The organism is Pseudomonas sp. (genome assembly GCF_033723075.1).
Classification (GTDB): domain Bacteria; phylum Pseudomonadota; class Gammaproteobacteria; order Pseudomonadales; family Pseudomonadaceae; genus Aquipseudomonas.
Window position 1 is genome coordinate 1 of record NZ_JAWVXU010000001.1, and the last position, 22000, is coordinate 22000.

24 protein-coding genes, 1 tRNA gene and 1 pseudogene are annotated in these 22000 nt (G+C 59.4%); 7 read left to right on the forward strand and 19 right to left on the reverse strand.

Going from position 1 to position 22000, the window contains the following annotated elements; all coding sequences use genetic code 11:
- Positions 1-119: 119 nt before the first annotated feature.
- Both R3355_RS00005 and R3355_RS00010 read right to left on the reverse strand, forming a co-directional pair.
- A complete protein-coding gene (locus tag R3355_RS00005) occupies positions 120-746 on the reverse strand; it encodes a CHAD domain-containing protein (protein ID WP_318959534.1) in 627 nt (208 codons plus the stop codon).
- Between the two features lie 126 nt (positions 747-872).
- Positions 873-1190, reverse strand: coding sequence for a hypothetical protein (locus R3355_RS00010; RefSeq protein WP_025167872.1), 318 nt, complete (start codon positions 1188-1190; stop codon positions 873-875).
- A gap of 235 nt (positions 1191-1425) precedes the next feature.
- Here R3355_RS00010 and mobH point away from each other — a divergent pair, with 235 nt between their 5' ends.
- Positions 1426-3318 (forward strand): MobH family relaxase, encoded by a 1893-nt coding sequence (gene mobH / locus R3355_RS00015; protein ID WP_413243465.1) that lies wholly within the window; start codon positions 1426-1428, stop codon positions 3316-3318.
- Entirely contained in the window at positions 3315-4610 is a 1296-nt protein-coding gene (gene xerC, locus R3355_RS00020) for a site-specific integrase (protein ID WP_318959536.1), read from the forward strand. The genes mobH and xerC overlap by 4 nt, the downstream gene beginning before the upstream one ends.
- Before the next feature lie 367 nt (positions 4611-4977).
- Here xerC and R3355_RS00025 read toward each other — a convergent pair.
- From R3355_RS00025 to aspS, 15 genes are all read right to left on the reverse strand, one after another.
- Positions 4978-5053: transfer RNA gene (locus R3355_RS00025), tRNA-Lys, on the reverse strand.
- Positions 5054-5109: 56 nt separating this feature from the next.
- Entirely contained in the window at positions 5110-5784 is a 675-nt protein-coding gene (gene queC, locus R3355_RS00030) for a 7-cyano-7-deazaguanine synthase QueC (protein WP_318959537.1), read from the reverse strand.
- 1 nt (position 5785) lies between these two features.
- Complete coding sequence (gene queE, locus R3355_RS00035) at positions 5786-6433, reverse strand: 7-carboxy-7-deazaguanine synthase QueE (RefSeq protein ID WP_318947397.1); 648 nt, start codon at positions 6431-6433, stop codon at positions 5786-5788.
- Between the two features lie 219 nt (positions 6434-6652).
- Positions 6653-7474, reverse strand: a complete 822-nt coding sequence (gene ybgF, locus R3355_RS00040; protein ID WP_318959538.1) for a tol-pal system protein YbgF — start codon at positions 7472-7474, stop codon at positions 6653-6655.
- Between the two features lie 5 nt (positions 7475-7479).
- The gene (gene pal, locus R3355_RS00045; RefSeq protein WP_318947395.1) at positions 7480-7980 is read right to left on the reverse strand and encodes a peptidoglycan-associated lipoprotein Pal; all 501 of its coding nucleotides are present in this window, start codon (positions 7978-7980) and stop codon (positions 7480-7482) included.
- Between the two features lie 69 nt (positions 7981-8049).
- Positions 8050-9348 (reverse strand): Tol-Pal system beta propeller repeat protein TolB, encoded by a 1299-nt coding sequence (gene tolB, locus R3355_RS00050; RefSeq protein ID WP_318959539.1) that lies wholly within the window; start codon positions 9346-9348, stop codon positions 8050-8052.
- The gene (gene tolA, locus R3355_RS00055) at positions 9345-10361 is read right to left on the reverse strand and encodes a cell envelope integrity protein TolA (protein WP_318959540.1); all 1017 of its coding nucleotides are present in this window, start codon (positions 10359-10361) and stop codon (positions 9345-9347) included. Before tolA ends, tolB begins: the two co-directional genes overlap by 4 nt.
- Complete coding sequence (gene tolR / locus R3355_RS00060) at positions 10361-10813, reverse strand: protein TolR (RefSeq protein ID WP_318947392.1); 453 nt, start codon at positions 10811-10813, stop codon at positions 10361-10363. Before tolR ends, tolA begins: the two co-directional genes overlap by 1 nt.
- A gap of 32 nt (positions 10814-10845) precedes the next feature.
- Entirely contained in the window at positions 10846-11541 is a 696-nt protein-coding gene (gene tolQ, locus R3355_RS00065; RefSeq protein WP_172146756.1) for a protein TolQ, read from the reverse strand.
- A 2-nt stretch (positions 11542-11543) separates the two neighbouring features.
- Complete coding sequence (ybgC, locus tag R3355_RS00070) at positions 11544-11996, reverse strand: tol-pal system-associated acyl-CoA thioesterase (RefSeq protein WP_413243466.1); 453 nt, start codon at positions 11994-11996, stop codon at positions 11544-11546.
- A gap of 52 nt (positions 11997-12048) precedes the next feature.
- Entirely contained in the window at positions 12049-13101 is a 1053-nt protein-coding gene (gene ruvB, locus R3355_RS00075; RefSeq protein ID WP_318947390.1) for a Holliday junction branch migration DNA helicase RuvB, read from the reverse strand.
- Between the two features lie 6 nt (positions 13102-13107).
- Complete coding sequence (gene ruvA / locus R3355_RS00080; RefSeq protein WP_318947389.1) at positions 13108-13713, reverse strand: Holliday junction branch migration protein RuvA; 606 nt, start codon at positions 13711-13713, stop codon at positions 13108-13110.
- Positions 13714-13734: 21 nt separating this feature from the next.
- The gene (gene ruvC, locus R3355_RS00085; protein WP_318947388.1) at positions 13735-14259 is read right to left on the reverse strand and encodes a crossover junction endodeoxyribonuclease RuvC; all 525 of its coding nucleotides are present in this window, start codon (positions 14257-14259) and stop codon (positions 13735-13737) included.
- A gap of 177 nt (positions 14260-14436) precedes the next feature.
- Positions 14437-15183, reverse strand: a complete 747-nt coding sequence (locus tag R3355_RS00090; protein WP_318959541.1) for a YebC/PmpR family DNA-binding transcriptional regulator — start codon at positions 15181-15183, stop codon at positions 14437-14439.
- A gap of 94 nt (positions 15184-15277) precedes the next feature.
- Entirely contained in the window at positions 15278-17053 is a 1776-nt protein-coding gene (aspS, locus tag R3355_RS00095; protein ID WP_318959542.1) for an aspartate--tRNA ligase, read from the reverse strand.
- Positions 17054-17544: 491 nt separating this feature from the next.
- On the opposite strand from aspS, the gene R3355_RS00100 reads away from it, so the two are divergent.
- The 5 genes and pseudogenes from R3355_RS00100 (at position 17545) to R3355_RS00120 (ending at position 20978) form a co-directional block, all read left to right on the forward strand.
- Positions 17545-18363, forward strand: coding sequence for an SDR family oxidoreductase (locus R3355_RS00100; protein ID WP_318959543.1), 819 nt, complete (start codon positions 17545-17547; stop codon positions 18361-18363).
- 132 nt (positions 18364-18495) lie between these two features.
- Entirely contained in the window at positions 18496-18966 is a 471-nt protein-coding gene (locus tag R3355_RS00105; RefSeq protein ID WP_238041811.1) for a Dps family protein, read from the forward strand.
- Between the two features lie 173 nt (positions 18967-19139).
- Complete coding sequence (locus tag R3355_RS00110) at positions 19140-20207, forward strand: GGDEF domain-containing protein (protein WP_318959544.1); 1068 nt, start codon at positions 19140-19142, stop codon at positions 20205-20207.
- Positions 20208-20375: 168 nt separating this feature from the next.
- Positions 20376-20696: pseudogene (locus tag R3355_RS00115) on the forward strand (cold shock domain-containing protein membrane protein); the annotation flags it as partial.
- Between the two features lie 57 nt (positions 20697-20753).
- Positions 20754-20978: a cold-shock protein gene (locus R3355_RS00120; RefSeq protein ID WP_172147515.1), complete on the forward strand. Its 225-nt coding sequence runs from the start codon at positions 20754-20756 to the stop codon at positions 20976-20978.
- Between the two features lie 79 nt (positions 20979-21057).
- Here R3355_RS00120 and R3355_RS00125 read toward each other — a convergent pair whose 3' ends face one another.
- Complete coding sequence (locus R3355_RS00125) at positions 21058-21264, reverse strand: SlyX family protein (protein ID WP_318947383.1); 207 nt, start codon at positions 21262-21264, stop codon at positions 21058-21060.
- Positions 21265-21267: 3 nt separating this feature from the next.
- Positions 21268-21693 carry an HIT domain-containing protein gene (locus R3355_RS00130; protein ID WP_318959545.1) on the reverse strand — a complete coding sequence of 142 codons (426 nt, stop codon included), beginning with the start codon at positions 21691-21693 and terminating at the stop codon, positions 21268-21270.
- Positions 21694-22000: the final 307 nt, after the last annotated feature.

Consider the following 22000-nt stretch of genomic DNA (forward strand, 5'->3'; position numbering starts at 1 on the left):
ATGCAGGTAAAGATGGGCTAAATCCGCTCGATCTCAGAAAATTCGGGCAAAAAACGCCCGAAAACGCCCGAGTAGTGAGCGAATCGCTTTACCTTCGCTACTGATGCTCCCTCGTGAATTCAAGTCCGACAGGCTGCTAGTGCCGATTGCACACGCTTGAGCGAGGTGGCAGTCTCGACGGAGATCGGTGACAGTTGAGGGTAGGCATCGGTGGCGTAGCGAGCGCGCTTGGTCAGCAAACGGAGTTCGTGACGATCATGGTGGGGATCAGCCAGGGCCGCGTTCAATTGCACCACCTGCTTCAGCAGGCGTTTCGCGATTCTCTGCTTGATCCGGCGTAGTTGGCCAAGACGTTCAGCTTCACGGAAATCAGACGGCCATGCATCCAGGCGGGCAAAGAACTGATTGAGCGTCGAGCTTTCCACTATGGCGGCATAGCTAGAACGAGCGATAGCCTGACGCGCATTGGCCTGTTGCCTGAGGCCTTGCCGCACCAATTCGGCGGCCAGCACTTCCAGGTCGCGAGCGGGCGTCGTGAGTGAACCGACCTCGGCCGCCGCCGCGTCGAGCAACGCGACGCCATCGAACGCGCGCAAGGGCCGAAGCAAGCTTCTCAAGCGCCGCAGATTGATGCGCAGGTCATGCAGCGCTTCCTCATCCGTATTGGCTTCCATCCGTGCATAGGCATGGAAGAGCGCCGTTTCTAGAGATAGCGCTTGGACGACTATCGAGTCGACAAAGGACATCTGCCCCCCACTGCAGATATGGAGCACTCAGATTAACTGATGGCGACCATGCTTTCGATAGCTGAAGTCACTGGCACTAGCCTGACTCGGTGCATCGCTGAAAGCAGAGAGACGCCGTTGTCTGGATCAATCCGTCGGGCCTGCCTGCTGAAACGTGGCAGCGATTACCAGTTGCGCCCGCGCCTCAATGATCTCGATCAACTCGCGATGCTTGGTGAACTCCCGCTTGAGCCAGCCGCTGGGTACAAAGTGATGGTCGAGATGAACCGCAGTAATCTGGCCATCATCGGCCGCACAGAGCATCACTTGGTGTTCCGAGCTGTCGCCGGCCATGGCGGCCGGCACGAAGACGGCACCCTCGTCGGTAATCCCGAAGGATCGCCGCCATTCGGGATAGCGCTTTTGTTCAGGATTTGAAACGGCAAACCAATGGATTTTGATCATCTACGTGGCCTCGAAGGGCAGCAATGTCGAATGCGGCAGAGGGTCTCCCTCGACCGCTGCGCAAACTTGATCGAGCACGTCCTCGGGCGCGTCGAGTGCGCCGAGGCTTCCAAAGCCAGGAACCGCTCCCACGCAATAATGGCACTTTGCCCACAAAATCACCTATTGCGTCAGTATGGCTTTTCCCTTGTGACCCACCCACCCGATAGCGGAAAACCCAACCCATGACCCCGTCATGGAGCAAGCCATGTTTTCTTTCCTGCGCCGCAGAAATGCCCTGCCCTCTACTGGCCATTCTCCATCCGGATACTTACAACCCGCGCACAGCCAGGAGCTGCTTTCATCACCGCGCCGCCAGAAGCTGCTTGAGAACATCTGGCAGCGCGCATCGCTGTCTCACCAACAGTTCGCCGAGATTTACAGGAAGCCGTTGGAACGGTTTGCTGAGCTGGTCCAGCAACTCCCTGCTTCGGAAAACCATCACCACGCACACCCTGGTGGAATGTTGGATCACGGCCTCGAAATCGTCGCCTACGCGCTGAAGATCCGGCAAACATACCTCCTCCCCATAGGGGCTCCGCCTGAATCTCAGTCAGCACAGGCCGAAGCCTGGTCAGCTGCTGCAGCTTACGGAGCACTGATACACGACCTCGGCAAGATCGCCGTCGACGTGCAGGTGGAGCTGGAAGGCGGAAAGGCATGGCACCCATGGCATGGCCCAATCAGTCGCCCGTATCGATTCCGGTACGTGAAGGGGCGTAATTATCAACTACACGGGGCAGCTGCAGCGCTGATTTACTCGCAAATCCTCACACCCAACCTCCTGGACTGGCTCAGCGGTTTCCCTGAGTTGTGGTCGCAGTTGATCTTCATCCTGGCCGGACAGTACGAGCACGCCGGCATCCTCGGTGAGATCGTGATCAAAGCCGACCAAGCTTCTGTAGCTCAAGAGCTGGGAGGAAACCCCGAGCGTGCGTTGGCGGCGCCGAAGCAATCGCTACAACGACAGTTGGCCGAAGGCCTGCGTTTCCTGGTGCGCGAGAAGTACAAGCTGAACCACCCAGAGGGTCCGGCGAATGGCTGGCTGACCCAGGACGCCCTATGGCTTGTCAGCAAACCCACAGCGGACCAGCTGAGAGCCTATCTGCTGGCTCAGGGCATAGAGGGTATCCCAAGCTCGAACGCACCATTTTTCAACATGCTGCAGGATCAGGGCGTAATCCAGACGAACGCCCAGGACAAGGCGATCTGGAAAGCCACCATCGACAATGGCCGCGGCTGGAGAAACACGCTCACTGTACTGAAGCTGTCTCCAGCGCTTATCTGGCCAGACGCGAAGGATCGTCCTGCCGGCTTTGCAGGCACACTCGAGCTCGAGGAGGCAGGCGCGCCGGCGGAGGAAACGCTGGCGGGTCAGCCAGTAGGGCCACAAATCGACAGTCCTGCCGAGATTGAGAACGCGGCCCCCTTCCCCACAGCACACACGGACACCCCTGCTGCCACGACTCAGGTGTCAACAAACCGTGCCGACGAAGTAGACGAATTACTGGCACTTTTTGGTAATATCACTTCGACATCAGAAGAGCTAAACACTAGCCAAGACTCAGCAGCGACTGCCTCCACTCCAAAAGAGCGGAATGCGCTCCCACAAGAACCTTTTGAGACCGATGACGGGTCTCCAGCATATGTCGAAGACAAAGGAATGAAGCCTAGCAGTACGAATGAACTGGGACAGGGATTTGTTGACTGGCTTAGAACAGGCATCGCCTCCCGTCGCATAATCATCAATGACACCAAGGCCCTGGTGCATACGGTCGCCGGTACAGCGATGCTGGTTACCCCGGGCATCTTCAAGCGGTACGTGCAAGAGTTTCCCGCGATTGAGCAGCAGGCAAAAGCCCAGCAAATCAATGCTTGGCAGCTCGTCCAGCGCAGTTTCGAGAAACAGAAATTGCACCGGAAGACCGAAAAGAGCCTCAACATCTGGACGTGTGATGTGGTTGGCCCGCGCAAGACGAAGCAACTGCGCGGCTATCTGCTGCGCGATCCCCACACCATCTTCGCCGAGGTTCCGTTCGACAACGTCAGCCTGACGCTAAAAACCGAAGCAGCGGGGGCTGAGCAATGACGCCTCTTGAGCTGAGCCAGGAATACATCTTTGCGCATGATCTTCGTGCTGCCAGTGCGAAGATCTACCTGGCCGCCACCAAAGCACTGATCAAACACTTCGGCGCAGTCGATGTCGAAACGATCGATCACCGCAACATTTTGGCCTGGCGGCGAAAAGTCTTGGAAAATGGTTTGTCCAAACGGAGCTGGAATACGTACTCCAACCACCTGCGCACCATCTGGGGGTATGGCCTCGAGCATGGAATCCTGACCCATACCTCGATCAACCCGTTCAAGAAGACCACCGTGATACCGCCCAAACGACCGAGCAAGACAGTCGCCGGTGACGCTATTCAACGAGCACGGAGTTGGCTCACCTCACTGGTGGACCTAGAGCAATGCACCGGCGACAGGAGCAAGATCACGCCGGCCTGGTTCTGGCTGGCTACCTTCGAAATGTTCTACTACACAGGCATCCGACTGAATGCCTTGCTCTGTCTGCGTTACAAGGACATTGACTGGGACAAGCAGATGATCCTTGTTCGTGGTGAAACCGAGAAAACACACCGTGAATTCTCTGTGCCGATCATGGAGGGTCTGGCACCACACCTACGGCGCCTCATGGACGAGGCAAAGGGCGGGGGCTTTGCACCCGAAGACCAGCTGTTCAACGTCAATCGCTTTTCTCGGCATTACCACCGCAAGGAAATGAACATCGACCAGGTGGAAGCGATGTACCGGAAGCTTACCGACAAGATCGGCGTGAGAATGACACCGCACAGGTTTCGCCACACGCTGGCCACGGACCTGATGAAGCAGCCGGAGCGGAATATCCACCTGACCAAGAGCCTGCTGAATCACACGAACATTGCTACAACGATGAACTACATCGAGGCGGACTACGACCACATGCGTGCTGTCCTGCATGAGCGCAGCCTTGCCCAGGGCGCTCTAAAGCATGTGCGTCGGGTAGATAGCAGTGGAGCAATACCCCAGCCTACAAATGACCAGGAGCAGAGGCTTCATAGAGAGCCAGCCAACCAAGCCATTCAACAGATTGAGCACCTTACGTCCAATCGGCAGCCGTGTGAGTCAGGGCAAATGCCTACCGCCCCGACTGACCGCAGCGCGCTGCCGCTGGAGTTCTCGTCGGTTGATTCGGTTCCGCCCTTCCCACCCGGGGAACTGTTCGAAACCAACATGCTGTTCACGCTAATAGCGAATATGCAGAGGGCACCATCCTTCAGCCGTCGCAGCAGCGGCACGGCAGGGGGATTTGGACAGACAGCCAATGCTAGAGCATCTCCCTAGGCTGTTTTCCGGCGCAGCTACCGACGAACGGCACTTCGCCATCTAAGCCTGATCGCGAGATCTCATTACAGATGCGAGGGATGGTGCCGACTGACGCCTGAAAAGTGGCGTCAATGACAAGTCGAACGCGTTTCAAAGAAGAGGCAACTGGCCGCAACCCCTGTGATTTTCGGTCACATCGGGGTCGATTTCGCACGCCTACAGAAAGGAATAAAGCACCAGAAACAGAACAGCCCGCCTAAAAAGGCGGGCTGTTCCATATTGACATCACTCCAGAGCGAATCTAATGTTCGCCCCAGACGGCTGCAAGACTAGCAAGACGGCACTGCAATACCCTTCCTAGAACTACATACCACCATGGTGAAAATGGTGGGTCGTGTGGGATTCGAACCTACGACCAATTGGTTAAAAGCCAACTGCTCTACCAACTGAGCTAACGACCCAATGCAGGGCGCATGATACTGATTTAATTCAGGAAATCAACACCCGGGGGAAATTTTTAACGATACCGGGTCGGATCGGTCACCGCCGCCGCGGCAAAACCGGCCGCACGCAGGCGACAGCTGTCGCACTTGCCGCAGGCACGACCCTGCTCGTCGGCCTGGTAGCAGGACACCGTCAGGGCGTAATCCACGCCATGGCGCATACCCGCCTGGACGATCTCGGCCTTGCTCATGTTCTGCAGCGGCGCCTGGATATGGAACCCCTGGCCCTCGACCCCGGCCTTGGTCGCCAGGTTGGCCATGCGTTCGAAGGCCGCAATGAACTCGGGACGGCAATCCGGGTAGCCGGAATAATCCACCGCATTGACCCCGATGAAGATATCGCGCGCGCCCAGTACCTCGGCCCAGCCCAGGGCCAGAGAGAGGAACACGGTATTGCGCGCCGGCACGTAGGTGACCGGGATGCCTTCGGTGGGGCTTTCCGGCACCGCGATGTTGCTGTCGGTCAGCGCCGAACCGCCAATACCATCGAGATTCAGGCCGATCACCTTGTGTTCGATCACCCCCAAGTGTCTGGCCACCCGCTCGGCCGCCTGCAATTCGGCGCGATGGCGCTGACCATAGTCGAAGCTCATGCTGTAGCAGCTGTAGCCCTCGGCCTTGGCCAGGGCTACCACGGTGGCCGAATCGAGGCCCCCAGAGAGAAGAATTAGCGCTTTCTTGTCACTCATATCAATGTCCCGGCTCGTCGTTCCAGAGAATCTTGTGCAACTGCATTTGCAGGCGCACGGGCAGGTTGTCGGCGACGATCCAGTCGGCCAGCAAACGCGCGCTCAACTCATGGTGGCTCGGCGAGAACAGTACTTCGCCGGCGCGTTCGGCCAGACGGTACTGGATCAGCTTGGTCACCGCCCAGTCATAGTCTTCGCGCGAGCAAATCACGAACTTGACCTGGTCGTTCGCCGTCAACAACTCGATATTCTCATAGCGGTTGCGCGCCACTTCCGCCGAGCCGGGGGTCTTCAGGTCGAGCACCTTGCTCACCCGCGGATCGACCGCCGAGACATCCAGCGCGCCGCTGGTTTCCAGCGACACCTGGTAGCCGGCATCGCACAGACGCTTGAGCAGAGGGATGCAGTTGGGTTGCGCCAGCGGCTCGCCACCGGTCACACAGATATAGCGCGGCCGGTAGCCGGCGATCTGCTCAACGATGGTGTCCAACGATATGACTTCGCCGCCACTGAAGGCGTAGGCGGTGTCACAGTACTGGCAGCGCAGGGGACAGCCGGTCAGGCGAACGAACACGGTCGGCAAGCCGGCGGTGCGCGTCTCGCCCTGCAGCGAGTAGAAAATCTCGGTAATTCGCAGGGTATCTTGCATATCAGCCACGGGCGTGACGGCTAAACAGGCCATCCGCCTCCGTTGCGGGAAAAGGGGCGCGAATTGTATACGAAAAAATTCCGGGAGACATTTTTTAACGTCGCGCAGCGACGGCCCGAAGGGTGGCCGCCAGGGAAGGCGGGGCATAAAAAACCCGCGCCAGGCGCGGGTTTATCACTGCAGCTTGCAGCGTTCAACTGGAGGTTTGCAGCTGATTGCTTACGGTATCCGCTGCAAATCCCGCTGCGCCAACTGCGCCGCAGAACTACCCGGATACTTTGCAATCACCTGCTGCAGAATGCCTTTGGCCTTGTCTGCATTACCCAGACGCATTTCGACGTCAGCAAGCTTGAACAACGAGTCCGGCACCTTTGCATGTTGCGGATAGGACTGACTGACCTGAGCAAAGGCCCGACCGGCAGCCTGCAGATCGCCTTGGGCCAGGTTCACCTCACCCAACCAGTACTGGGCATTACCGGCATACTGGCTGTTTGGGTATTTACGCACAAAGGCAGCAAACGCCTGGCTGGCCTTGTCGAAATCCTTGGCCTTGATCAGATCGAAGGCAGCGTCATAAAACAGCTTCTCCTTCTCCGGATCAGCCGGGCCATTGCCAGCTGGCGCTGATGCCTGGCCAGCAGTTGCTGGCGAACTACCATTGGTGCTGGCAGCACCAGCGGCAGGGGAATTCTGGGTGGCCGCAGCACCTGCTGCCCCACTACTCAAGCGCCGATCAAGATCCTGGTAACGCTCCAGGCCTTCTTGTTTCAACTGCTGAATTTCATTCTGTTGCTCTTCGAGCAGCCCGCGCAGTTGCGCGATTTCCTGCTGCATCTGTTGCAACTGGGTAAACACCATGCCTTGCGCCGAGGTCGGGGCTTCAGCCCCTCCCCCAGCGTAGGCGCCGGACGTGCCATAACCAGAAGGAGGATAACTATTGCTGCCATTACTGGCATTGTTATCCACCACAGGAACCTCAGCCCAAGCCGCAAACGGCAGGCAGAGGGCCAAAACAGTCAAAGCACGACGGCAGGTATGCATGGCTATTACTTACGCAGTTCTACGCGGCGGTTCTGAGCCCAGGATTGCTCGTCGTTGCCAGTGGCAATCGCACGCTCTTCACCGTAGGAAACCAGTTCCAGCTGAGCAGGGGAAACACCCTGCAGCACCAGGTAGCGCTGAACGGCTTTCGAACGACGCTCGCCCAGAGCCATGTTGTACTCACGGGTACCGCGCTCGTCAGCGTGGCCTTCCAGAACGACGCGAGCGCCATTGCCTTTCAGGTCTTTAGCGTGAACATCGAGTGCGCGCATGGCTTCGGCTTTCAGGTCGGCGCTGTCGTATTCGAAGTAGAAGGTAGTGATAGCGCGCAGAGCAGCTTCTTCGCTCAGGCTGCCATCTACGGAACCAGTGTCGGCACCGTAACCAGCGTTCGGATCTACAGCTTCGCCTTCACCAGCAGCATCGCCGCCTTTGGACGAACAACCAACAACAACGGCCAGAGCCAGACCCAGTGCAGCAATTTTGCCAAACTTCAGCATTTCCATCATGTAACTCCTAATGAACCCCAGTGTGTTAAGCAGTACTTTGTAGCGTTAAAACGGTGTAGCGCCGCATCAGTTCAGGTAGGGGGACCAGGAAGGCTCTCGAACTTCGCCTTGAGCGGTAGGAAGAGGGAGCCTCACGCGCCCGTTAATGGACGCTAACATCAAGACTCCCCGACCCTGCTGGCGGGTCGCGTAGATTAGCATGGTGCCGTTGGGCGCAACAGTGGGCGATTCATCCAAACTTGTGTCAGAAAGAATGCGCAAATTGCCCCGCTGCAGGTCCTGGGCCGCTACCTTGAACACGGTGTAACCATCCTGGCGATGGATCATCACCAGGGTTTTCTCATCCGCCGAGAGCTTCGGGTTAGCGTTGTAGTTGCCGACGAAGGTCACCCGCTCCACCGCTCCGCTGTTGATGTTGGTCTTGTAGATCTGCGGCTTGCCGGATCGATCCGAGGTGAAGTAGATGGTATTGCCATCCTTGCCCCAGAAGGGTTCGGTATCGATTGCACCCTGATTGGTTACACGGCGGACCTGCCGAGACCCCATGTCCATCACATAGATCTCAGGATTGCCATCCTTGGACAGAACGAAAGCCAGCCGACTGCCATCCGGCGACCAGGCCGGTGCGCCGTTGAGCCCCTCGAAGTTGGTGATCTGCTCGCGCCGCCCGGTGTCGATGTGCTGAACGAAGATGCGCGGACGCTTCTGCTCGAAGGACACGTAGGCGATACGCCGGCCATCCGGGGCAAACGACGGCGACAGGATCGGCTCACGCGATTGCAGCAAGGTCACCGCACGAGCACCGTCGTAGTCAGAACGCTGCAGGGTGTAACGGGTATTGTTGACCGAGAAACGCTCGGCAGTGACATAGAGCATACGCGTGGAAAATGCGCCCTTGACCCCGGTCAGCTTCTCGAACGACAGATCGGCGATATGGTGCGCCATGTCGCGCAACTGGTCAGGAGTGCCCCCGACGCTGCCGGTCAGCACCTGCTGTTCGGTGGCCACATTGAACAGGGCGAACTGCACCTGCAAACGACCACCACTGGGCACGATATTGCCAACCAGTACATATTGCGCGCCCAGAGCCTTCCAGTCGCGGTAGATGATCTCGCTGGCCCGGCTCGGCAGACTGATCATGTTATTCCGGGAGATAGGTTCGAACACCCCCGAATTGCGCAGATCATTACCAATGATCTCGGCCATGTCCTCCGGCAGCACTGTTCCGCCCTGCCAGCCAAATGGCACGACGGCGATAGGTGTAGCGCGGTCGGTACCTGCGCTGATCACCAAAGGGTCAGCCGCCTGCACCGCGCCGACCATCATGGCCAGACCGAGCAGAACGATACGCATCAGGGTATTCACAGACCTAAATCCTCCGGTTTGAAGACGGCACGTCGCTGCCGGTAAAGTCGATCGAAAGTAGCGCGATCCAACTGTTGCATCTCAGCGATACGGCCAACGTTACGCACCGCTTGTATTGCGGAACTGTCGAATGGCGCATCGCCGCTGGAGCGGGTGACACTGGCGTTGATGATGGTGCCATCGGGCAACATCTCGATCAGTACTTCTACACTCATACCGTTACGCGCCGATGGCGGCCTGCGCCACTGCTCACTGACCAATTTGACGATCAAATCATCGAGACTGCCGGCAACCTGATCGCCTACCTCATCGGCCAGCGCTTGCTGGCGACCGACATCCTCGGATAACAGTTCGGCCAGTGCTGCGGCCTTCTTGTCTTCAGTGGCTTTACGCTGCGCCGCCTCGGCTGCCTTTTTCTTGGCATCATCCGCAGCTTTTTTCTTGGCTGCTTCGGCTACGGCTTTTTTCTTCGCCTCTTCGGCGGCTTTCTTCTTGGCGTCTGCTGTCGCTTTTTTCTTGGCGTCTTCGGCGGCCTTCTTCTTCGCCGCTTCATCCGCCGCTTTTTTCTTGGCGATGGCGGCTAGCTTCTTTTGCTCCGCGGCCTTCTTTTCTGCATCAGACTTCTTCGCCGCATCAGACTTCTTCGCCGCATCGGCTTTCTTCGCCGCATCGGCCTTTCGAGCCTCCTCGGCCTTCTTTTGTTCCGCAGCTTTTGCCGCAACAGCCTGTTTTTCCTGCTCGGCCTTTTTTTGCTCGAGCTGTTCGGTTTCATAGATGGGCGCGGTGGTTTTCTTGGTCTCACCGGCAATTTTCTGGTTGGTCTGGGTGGTTGCCTGACTCTGCGACTTCAATTGATACAGGGTCGCCTGAACGATTGGCCGAGCCGGCGGCAGGTCCGGGGCGAAGGCAAAACTGACGAACAGCATGGCGAACATCAGGACATGCAGCGCCACAGCCCAGAGCACAGGCCAAAACAGACTTTCCGAAGGCGATCGCTCGCGTTGCTGCCGCATCAGGGGGCCTCGGTAATCAGCCCGACGTTACCCACGTCAGCCTGCTGCAGGCCACCCATGGCGGCCATCACGGTACCGTAATCGACCGCTTTATCGCCGCGCACGAACACCTGCACCTGCTTACCCTGAGTGCGACTCTGATTGATGATCGCGGTTACTGCCTTGGTCATTTCATCCAGGGTCATGGCTTGATCCTGCACGGTATCGACATCGACTTCCGTGCCCATATTCCAGAAGTAGGATTTGTCGGCCTTGATCGAGATCGTCAGCACCTGGGCGTTGTTGTCTTGTGGCAAGACCTCACTGCTGACCTGCGGCAGATCGACCTTGACCCCTTGATTGAGCATCGGCGCGGTCACCATGAAGATCACCAGCAGCACCAACATCACATCGATGTAGGGCACCACATTCATCTCGGAAACCGGCTTGCGTCTGTTGCGAATTCTGGCCATGGCTTGAAACCTATCTTGAGAGTGCCTAAGGCTTAGTCGTCGCTGGTATGGACTTTACGGTGCAGGATCGCCTGGAACTCGTCGGCAAAGGTGTAGTAACGGCCGATCAGCATCTCGCCGCGCGAGGAGAAACGGTTGTAGGCGATTACCGCGGGAATCGCCGCAAACAGGCCGATGGCGGTGGCGATCAGCGCTTCGGCGATGCCCGGCGCCACAGTGGCCAGGGTCGCTTGCTGCACCTGGGCCAGACCGCGGAAGGAGTTCATGATCCCCCAAACGGTACCGAACAGGCCGATATAAGGGCTGGTGGAACCCACGGTGGCGAGGAACGGCAGGCTCTGTTCGAGCTTCTCTTCTTCACGCGAGATAGCCACGCGCATGCCGCGCGCCACACCGTCCATTACCGCATCGGGGTCGACGCCCTGCTGCTGACGCAGACGGGAGAACTCCTTGAAGCCGGCGCGGAATATCTGCTCCAGCCCCGAGTCAGGGTCCGGATTGCTGCCCGCCTGACGATACAGCTTGGACAAATCGATACCGGACCAGAAACGCTCCTCGAAGTTGTCCAGGGCACGCTTGGCGGCACGCAGCAAGGTGCTGCGCTGGAAAATCATGACCCACGAGGTGACCGATGCGGCCACCAGCGTCAACATAACCAGCTGTACCACCAGACTGGCATTGCTGATCAAACTCCACATCGACATATGGTCAACGGTGTTGGCTTCCACGCTTACTCTCCTGCTTTGGCCGTGCCCGTGTCGCTCAGGCCGGCAAAGGCCGCACGCAGAGCTTCGGGAATAGCCCGGGGCTTCAAATTGTCGGCGCGCACACAGGCCACCAGAAACTGCCCTTCACAGAGCAGCGCATCATCCGTGGCCCGCCTGACCTGCTGACGAAAACGCAGGCTGGCACGGTTTAATTCCATTACTTGCGCACTTACCAGCAGCTCATCATCCAGGCGCGCCGGCGCGTGATAGCGCGCCTCGCTGGAATGCACGACGAACAACAGGCCCTCACCCGCCAGCGTCGACTGGGCAAAGCCCAGGTCGCGCAGCCGCTCGGTGCGAGCCCGCTCCATGAATTTGAGGTAATTGACGTAGTAGACGATGCCACCCGCATCAGTGTCTTCGTAATAAACCCGACAACGATGAGCGAAAGGCTGAACTGCGTTTTGTGCGTGCATACTCTAGTGCTAGCTCCTCAACTTGCCAATCACTGACCGCAAGTATTTTTGCTTACTCGCCATCGGCAGCAAACAAGTCGACGGACGGCATATCCCCCATGCGTTTCGGCATATTCAGGCCGAAATGCAGGTAGGCATGCCGGGTGACCACGCGCCCGCGCGGGGTACGCATGATGTAGCCCTGCTGAATCAGGTAGGGCTCCAGTACATCTTCGATGGTGTGCCGCTCTTCACTGATCGCCGCGGCCAGGCTGTCGACCCCCACGGGGCCGCCATCGAACTTCTCGATCATGGTCAGCAGCAGCCGGCGATCCTGGTGATCGAAACCGCGCTCGTCGACATCCAGCAGGTTCAGTGCCGAGTCGGCAATCTGCCGGGTGATGTCGCCCTGGCCGCGCACCTGGGCGAAATCCCGCACCCGGCGCAGCAGGCGGTTGGCGATGCGCGGCGTTCCGCGGGCGCGCCGGGCGATCTCGAAGGCGCCCTGAGCCTCGATCGGCAAACCGAGAATGTCCGCCGAACGCGTGACGATGGTGGTCAGGTCCTCGGTGTTGTAGAACTCCAGACGCTGGACGATGCCGAAGCGGTCGCGCAACGGGTTGGTCAGCATCCCCGCGCGGGTGGTAGCGCCAACCAGGGTGAAGGCTGGCAAGTCGAGCTTGATCGAACGCGCGGCCGGGCCTTCGCCGATCATGATATCCAGCTGGAAGTCTTCCATTGCCGGGTACAGTACTTCCTCGACGATCGGCGACAGGCGATGGATTTCATCGATGAACAGCACATCACCCGGTTCAAGATTGGTCAGCAGCGCAGCCAGATCGCCCGGTCGTTCCAGCACCGGGCCGGAGGTGCTCTTGATCGACACGCCCATTTCCTGGGCGATGATATTGGCCAGGGTGGTCTTGCCCAGCCCCGGCGGACCGAAGATCAGGGTGTGATCGAGGGCTTCACTGCGCCCCCTGGCGGCCTGGATAAACAGCTCCATCTGCTCGCGCACGCTAGGTTGACCGATGTAGTCGGCCAGTTTCAACGGGCGAATGGCACGATCCACCTGCTCGTCGCGGTCGCGCGTGGTGGCGGTAATCAGGCGGTCTGCTTCTAACATCTGGAGTTACACCATTCCCTTCAGGGCACGACGGATCATGTCTTCACTGCTCAACCCATCCTGCTTGATCGCGGAGACGGCGCGACTGGCTTCTTGTGGCTTGTAACCGAGGGAAATAAGCGCACTGACGGCATCATTCTCAGCATGTGGGACTGCGCCAGCGCCGCGAGGTTCAACGACCAGGGTCGCCATGCCCGGCACGGCCTCCCAGGCCTTGAAGCGATCTTTCAATTCAACCAGCAGACGTTCGGCGGTTTTCTTGCCGACCCCGGGGATTTTCACCAGCACCGAGGTGTCTTGCGCCTGCACGCAACGCACCAGCTCATCGACCTCCAGCCCGGACATCAGGGCCAGCGCCAGTTTCGGGCCGACTCCGTTGAGCCGGATCAGCTCGCGAAACAGCTGGCGCTCGCGCTTCTCGAAGAAGCCATAGAGCAGATGTGCGTCTTCGCGCACCACCAGGTGAGTGTGCAGGGTCAACGGCTCGCCGACTGCCGGCAAACGGTACAAGGTTGTCATGGGCACTTCCAGCTCGTAGCCCAAGCCATTCACATCCAGAATCAAATGCGGCGGCTGCTTCTCCGCCAGGGTGCCGCACAAACGTCCAATCACCGCTGCTTTCCTTGAATAACGCTATAAACGAAGGCGGCCGCCGCGCCGCTTGGCGGCGACCAGACCGTGTGGAATCAGGCTTTGACGGTGATGGGCATGACACAGCGCAATCGCCAGGGCATCCGAGGCATCGATCTGCGGCTTCTGCACCAGTTTGAGCAAATGCATGACCATCATCTGCACCTGCTCTTTATCGGCACCACCGCTGCCGGCAATCGCCTGCTTGACCTGGGTCGCGGTGTACTCGGCGATATCCAGCCCCGCCTCGATCCCCGCCACTATGGCCACGCCACGGGCCTGACCGAGCTTGAGCGCCGAGTCCGGGTTGCGCGCCATGAATACCTGTTCGATGCCCATGGTCACCGGCCCGTAGGTCTCGATCACCTCGCGTACGCCGCGAAAAACGATTTGCAAACGCTCCGGCATCGAGCCGCTGCCGGTACGAATACAGCCCGAGGCGACATATTCACAACTGCGCCCGGTATCACGCACCACACCATAACCGGTGATACGTGAACCGGGGTCGATGCCGAGGATCAACGTCATGCCCTACCATCCGCCCGGGTTGTCGACCAAAGCCGGCAACCATACTGTTTATCTATCCAGTTGGCGAGTATAGGGCCAGCCTTCGCTGCCGTCACCCACACGGCAGCCATAAAAAAACCGGAAGCGCCTGAGTAACACCGTCCCAGTAACTGCCGGTCCTTGGCACTCAACAACCAATCAACCCAGCTGTTCCATGATCTCGTCGGGGATCTCGGCGTTGTGGTAGACGTTCTGCACATCGTCGAGGTCTTCCAGCATGTCGATCAGCTTGATCACTTTCTGCGCGGTTTCCAGGTCTGTGACCGGTGCACTGATCGACGGGATCATCGCCACCTCGGCCTCGTCGCCCCTGAATCCGGCATTGCTCAGCGCCTCGTTTACCGCGTGGAAATCGGCGAACGCGGTATAGACCTCGACCGAACCATCCTCGCCGCTGACGACATCGTCGGCACCGGCTTCCAGCGCTGCCTCCATCAAGGCGTCTTCATCCACCCCTGGGGCGTAGCTGATCTGCCCTTTGCGCTCGAACATATAGGCCACCGAACCATCGGTGCCCAGATTGCCGCCACACTTGGTAAAGGCATGCCGCACTTCGGCGGCTGTGCGATTGCGGTTATCGGTCATGGCCTCGACGAAAATTGCCACGCCACTGGGTGCATAACCTTCATAACTCAGCTCGACCATGTTGTCGGCTTCATCCGAGCCGACCCCGCGGGCGATCGCCCGGTCGATGGTGTCACGGGTCATGTTGGCGGTCAGCGCCTTGTCCACGGCCAGGCGCAGACGTGGATTGTCCGCCGGCAGACCACCGCCTTTGGCGGCGACGGTCAGCTCACGAATGAGCTTGGTGAAAATCTTGCCGCGCTTGGCGTCTTGACGTCCTTTGCGGTGCTTGATGTTGGCCCATTTGGAATGACCAGCCATAACTCACTCCGTCTTCAATTCAATTCAGGTCCCATTACATGGCACCCATAACGAAGAAGCCTGGCAAACCCAGGCTCCTTGTCGTCGGCAAGGCTTATTCGGCCTTGGGCTGCTCACGCAGGCGAATGTGCAATTCGCGCAACGCCTTGTTGTCCACCACACCCGGCGCCTGGGTCATGACGCAGGCCGCACTCTGGGTTTTCGGGAAGGCGATCACTTCGCGGATCGACTGCGCTCCAGTCATCAGCATCACCAGACGATCCAGGCCGAAGGCCAGGCCACCGTGTGGCGGCGCGCCGAACTTCAGCGCGTCGAGGAGGAAGCCGAACTTCTCCTGCTGCTCCTCCTCGCCGATGCCGAGCAGGCGGAAAACCGCCTGCTGCATTTCCTTGCGATGGATACGGATCGAGCCGCCACCCAGCTCGGTGCCATTGAGTACCATGTCGTAGGCGCGCGACAGTGCGGTGGCCGGGTTGGCCGCCAGCTCTTCGGGGCTGCACTTCGGCGCGGTGAACGGGTGGTGCAGTGCATTCAGGCTGCCATCGTCGCTCTCCTCGAACATCGGGAAGTCAACGACCCACAGCGGCGCCCACTCGCACGTGAACAGATTGAGGTCGTGGCCCAGCTTGATGCGCAGCGCGCCGAGGGCTTCGCTGACGATCTTGGCCTTGTCGGCGCCGAAGAACACGATGTCGCCATCGACCGCACCGACGCGATCGAGGATCACGTTGAGGTTATCCAGCGGGATGTTCTTGACGATCGGCGACTGCAGGCCTTCGACGCCATTGGCACGCTGGTTGACCTTGATATAGGCCAACCCGCGGGCGCCGTAGATGCCGACGAACTTGGTGTAATCGTCGATCTGCTTGCGCGGCATGCTCGCCCCGCCCGGCACGCGCAGAGCGGCAACTCGGGACTTGGGGTCGTTGGCCGGGCCGCTGAACACCTTGAAATCGACGCCCTTGAGCTGATCGGCAACATCCACCAGCTCCAGCGGGATGCGCAGGTCCGGCTTGTCCGAGCCATAGCGGCGCATGGCCTCTTCGAAGGTCATGTGCGGGAAGTCGGCGAATTCGACATCCAGCACTTCCTTGAACAGCTGGCGGATCATCTTCTCGGTAATGCCCATGATGTCGGCTTCATCGAGGAAGCTGGTCTCGATGTCGATCTGGGTGAATTCCGGCTGACGGTCGGCGCGCAAGTCTTCGTCGCGGAAGCACTTGGCGATCTGGTAGTAGCGGTCGAAGCCGGCCACCATCAACAGCTGTTTGAACAGCTGCGGCGACTGCGGCAGGGCGAAGAAGCTGCCGGCATGGGTGCGGCTCGGCACCAGGTAATCACGTGCGCCTTCCGGGGTGGCGCGGGTGAGGATCGGCGTTTCCACGTCGAGGAAGCCGTTGTCATCCAGGTAGCGACGGATGCTAGTGGTAATGCTCGAGCGCAGCTTCAGCTTGGCCGCCATTTCCGGGCGACGCAGGTCGATGAAGCGGTAACGCAGGCGGGTTTCCTCGCCGACATCGGTGTACTCGTTGAGCGGGAACGGCGGGGTTTCCGCCTCATTGAGCACTTCCAGCTCATAGCCCAGCACCTCGATGGCGCCGCTGGCCATGTTGGCATTGCGTGCACCGTCCGGCCGCAGACGCACCTTGCCGGTGATCTTCACCACATATTCACTGCGCACCCTGTCGGCGACGGCAAAGGTCTCGGCACGATCGGGGTCGAACACCACCTGGGCCAGACCCTCGCGGTCACGGATATCGAGGAAGATCACTCCGCCATGGTCACGACGGCGATGGACCCAACCGCAAAGGGTGACTTCCTGGCCGTCCAGGCTCTCGTTCAGTTGGCCGCAATAATGGCTGCGCATCATGGTGGTAATCGCTTCTCTTGAGTCTTGAATTCGTTGGGCCGCGTGGAGTGAGGCGCTTGTCCGGGGCCATGCCAGCCGGCAGGTTCACGCGGTATTTTCGGCAATTGCAACAGTCGGCGGGGTCAGCAATCGACCAACGGCGCGCTTGCGCCAGACCGCCATCAACCCGCGTTTCGCGGCAAAGCGCGGGATTATATATGGTTAAGCCGTCACTTGCAGCCGCCACCCCCTGAAGCCTGTCGGACCATGGACTGTCCTGTCGCGGAACAGCCCGACAGGCTCCCGATGCGTTTGTCCGACGCCTGTACTCAGCGTTTGTGGAAACTACAGCGACCGCCTCCAAACGCCCACTGCGGCGTTGCGCCATGACACGCCCACACCCTCTGCCCCTTGCGCCAGACAGCCGCGCCGACCTAGGCTCGCCCGCAGACCCACCGACCACTCATCGACAGACATACACCGTCGAGCACAGGCTCGACTCAGGGAGTCATATGCAATCGCTTGCAGGCAAGGTAGCCGTAATCACCGGCGCAGGTTCAGGCATTGGCCGCGCCCTCGCCGAATTGCTGGCCAAGGAAGGCTGCCACCTGGCCCTGGCCGACATTAATAGCGCCAATCTGGAAAGCATCACCAGCGCCCTGCGCCAGCAGGACCGACAGGTCAGCAGCCACCTCCTCGATGTAGCCGACCGCACGGCCGTCTTCGCCTTTGCCGACGCCGTGCTGGCCCACCACGGCAGCGCCCACCTGGTCATCAATAACGCCGGAGTGGCCGTCTCGCAAACCATTGCGAACCTCAGTTATGAGGACTTCGAATGGATAATGGGCATCAATTTCTGGGGCGTCGTGCACGGCACCAAAGCCTTCCTGCCCCACCTGCTGGAACACAACGCCGGCCACATCATCAATGTTTCCAGCATTTTCGGCATCGTCAGCATGCCCTCGCAGGGGGCGTATAACGCCAGCAAGTTTGCCGTCCGCGGCTTTACCGAAGCCTTGCGCCAGGAACTGCACAACAGCAACGTCCAGGTCAGTTGCGTTCACCCTGGCGGGATCAAGACCGACATCGCCCGCTCGGCGCGCTTTTACCAGGGCATCAACGGCAAAAGCGACGCCAATCGGGCGGCCGCGGACTTCGACAAGCTGGCCCGCACCACACCGGAACAGGCCGCCAGGGTTATCGTTGATGGACTCAAAGCGAAACGCCCACGCATCCTGATCGGCAACGACGCCCGCCTCCTCGACTGGATTCAACGCCTGCTGCCGAGCGCCTACCCCAGGCTGCTGGCCAGGCTAATGCGCAAGCGTTGAACCCCACACGCCCCATAGCCTCAAACAATGGTGCTTATTGACATAAGCCAAGATCAGGCATCCAGCCCCTATGCTAGGCTCCGTCCATTGCGGAGCCTGACAAGCCCCGAACCACCTGAAAGGAGAAACGCCATGGAAATCAATATCGGAATTGCCGAGCAGGATCGCGCCGCCATCGCTGAAGGCCTGTCCCGTCTGCTCGCCGACACCTACACCCTGTATCTGAAAACCCACAATTTCCACTGGAATGTCACCGGCCCGATGTTCAACACCCTTCATCTGATGTTCGAAGGGCAATACACCGAACTGGCATTGGCCGTCGACCAGATCGCCGAACGGATCCGCGCCCTGGGCTTCCCGGCACCTGGCACCTATGCCGCCTACGCGCGCCTGTCCTCGATCAAAGAAGAGGAAGGCGTCCCGAGCGCTGCCGACATGATCAAACAACTGGTTCAAGGCCAGGAGGCCGTGATCCGCACCGCTCGTGGGATCTTCCCATTGCTCGACAAGGTCAGCGACGAACCTACCGCAGACGTACTGACCCAACGCATGCAGGTGCATGAAAAAACCGCCTGGATGCTGCGCAGCCTGCTCGACGCCTGATAGGCATCCGAGCCCAAAGCCCGCTTACTGACGGAAGCGCTCAACAGGCAAAGACCGCTGCCGGTCTTTGCCTGGAACCTGCCCCAAGGTCGCCCCGGGGCGAAATGTGCCTAGGCGCAAGACCGGTGCTTGTTCTATGCTTCAGCCATCCGCAACTTGCCACAGTGACGTGCATGAGCAAGCCAAACAAAAACCCCAGCATTCTTGAGCGCTACCCGGAAGACACGCGCGAGGCGGCTGCCCTGCTGAAGCAGGCCGTACCCTTGATGATGCGTCACGGCATCCCGCCCAACCCGCTGCACTACGCACTTTGGTATACCTACAGCCAAGGCCAGGTGCCGGAGCTCAATCGGCGCCTGGACAAGATCGTCACCGACTTCGACAGCTTCCCGGCAGATGCAGCCGTCAAACTGTTCCGCGACTACGTCATTCGCCACGAACTCGAAGAAGCCCGCGCAGGCCAACAACAAGTCATCGAACTGGTCGACGGCATCGAAGACGATGTTTCACTCAGTGTGGCCGGCAGCCACAACTATCAAACCAGCCTGGAGCAGGGGCTCGCGGCACTGAAAGAGCCGATCATCGATGATCTGCCCAACGTATTGAACGACCTGCAACAAAGCACCCAACTGATGCAGGATCAGCAAGAGAAGTTCCTCTACCGCATACGCGCAGCGCAGAACGAGATCCAACACCTGCGCGGCCAACTGGAACGCGCCCACGTCGCGGCAACCCTCGACAGCCTGACCCAGGTATTCAACCGACACGCCTTTACCCGCTTACTGGAACAGGCGCTGACTGGCCAACACCAGGGCGTGGCCCTGGTGATGCTGGATATCGACCACTTCAAACAGTTCAACGACCAATATGGCCATCCGCTGGGCGATCGGGTCCTGCAACATGTCGGTCAACTGCTGCGCGACGCACTGCCACCACGGGCCACCGCAGCGCGCTACGGCGGTGAAGAGTTCTGCGTGATTCTTCGCGAGTGCTTCGACACCCAGAGCGCACACGATTTCGCCGAACACCTGCGCCAGAAAATCCAGTCGCTACGGATAAAAGTACGCCGCACCGACCAGGTCCTGGACAGCATCAGCGCCTCCTTCGGCTTCGCCCTCGCCAAACCCGGCGACAACCTGGAAAGCCTACTTACCCGCGCCGATGACGCGCTTTACCAGGCCAAACACAACGGACGCAACCGGGTACATTCCGAGCCCTGCGAAAGCGCTATAAGCGCTTGATTTGAGTAGCTCACCTCTTTGCTGTTAAATACGCCCCGTGCCGCTGCTCCGAGCCATTGGATCAGCGCATAGGCCGATTACACACGCATCCACAACGCCCTCAACCCAAGGCAATGCCTGTGCAATCGGCTCTTCCTGGCGATCCTTTAATAAGTGAGCTCATTGAATATGTTGAAAATTGTCCACCTGCTAACGGGGCTCACCGCCCTGCTGCTGTCATTTGTGCCAAGCCTCAAAAACGACACCCTGCCATTCCTGCAACAGCCGGAGGCCCTGTGCCTTGCCCTGTTCGGCCTACTCAACCTGATCCTGGCACCCCAACTGCCTATCTGGCATGCAGGCCTGCGTCACCAACTGCAAAACCTGGTTTCTGCCTTGCTGGTATTGGGCACCCTGCTGCAAGCCTTGATCCTGCTGGCCCCATTGCCAACGATTGCCGGCCAGCCCGCCTCCCTGTTCAGCCTGCTCGCCGTGCTCGCCGCAGTATTGCTGCACCTGGCGACCAACCTGCGCCTGAAAGTCCGCGACAGCGCAGTGGCTCACAACATGACTGACCGGGAAACCGGCACCGTCAAATGGTTCAACACATCCAAAGGCTTCGGCTTCATTTCCCGCGACTCGGGTGACGATATCTTTGTGCACTTTCGCGCGATTCGCGGCGAGGGGCATCGGGTATTGGTCGAAGGCCAGCGCGTCGAGTTCTCCGTCATGCAGCGCGACAAGGGCCTGCAAGCGGAAGACGTGATTGCCGCCTCCCCCGCCCGCCGCTAACCCTTAGCTAGCCCCTATAAACAGAAAAGCCCGCACTCTGCGGGCTTTTCTGTTTATAGGGGCTGTCGATAACTGGAAACTAATAATGCGGCGGCGGCGCCTCATCTTCGTCCGCGTCGATCTGCCCACCTACCTCTTCCTGGCGCCTGGCCAGAGCCGCGATTTGCAACTGCAAGCGCTCCAGTTCCCGCTGCTGCGCCACCAGCACATCATTGAGCGCCTGAATGGTGTCATCCTGAAAAGCCAGACGGCTTTCCAGATCGGTGATTCGTTGCTCCGCGTTCATCCCTCAGCCCTCGATAAAACAGAAATTTTCAGCCAGCACCAGGCGCAACCTGTCCTTGATCGCCAGCACCCGCTCATCGCTATACGGCTGCGCGGGCAGCTTACCCCACACCGGCGCAGGCCAGGCTGGATCGTCCCGACGCCGAGCGATCACATGCATGTGCAGCTGACTGACCATATTGCCCAGGGTGGCAACGTTCATTTTGTCGGCACCGAAGGCATCTTTGAGCGTCTCGGCCAGCATTGTGGTTTCTTTCCACAAGGCTTGCTGATCGTCGGCATCGAGCTGAAACAGCTCACTCACCTCTTCGCGCCTGGGCACCAGGATAAACCAGGGGTAGTGCGCATCATTCATCAGCAGCAAACGACACAGCGAAAAATCGCCCACCACCAGAGTGTCCTGCTGCAAACGCGGATCCAAAACGAACATAGGCCACCTTCCTGCCAGACCATTGAATAGACAAAGCTTAGCGCCACAACCGCAAACCCGAGAAGCCAAGCGACGGGCCGGCAGGATACGCGGGAGCCGCCGCGGATTCACCCCGCACTCGAGCAACCACCAGGGCACGCACCGGCCACCAAGCAGGAGCACGCGAGAGCAAAACTCGCACCATTAATGCGCACACTTTGTTTCTTACCGTAATGGATACACCTGCAAGCGTTACCACTGCCACCCGCCCTGCCCGGCAAAATGCTGCCAACGAACAGCTACAGGCGTCAGGCCCACCACCCCCGTT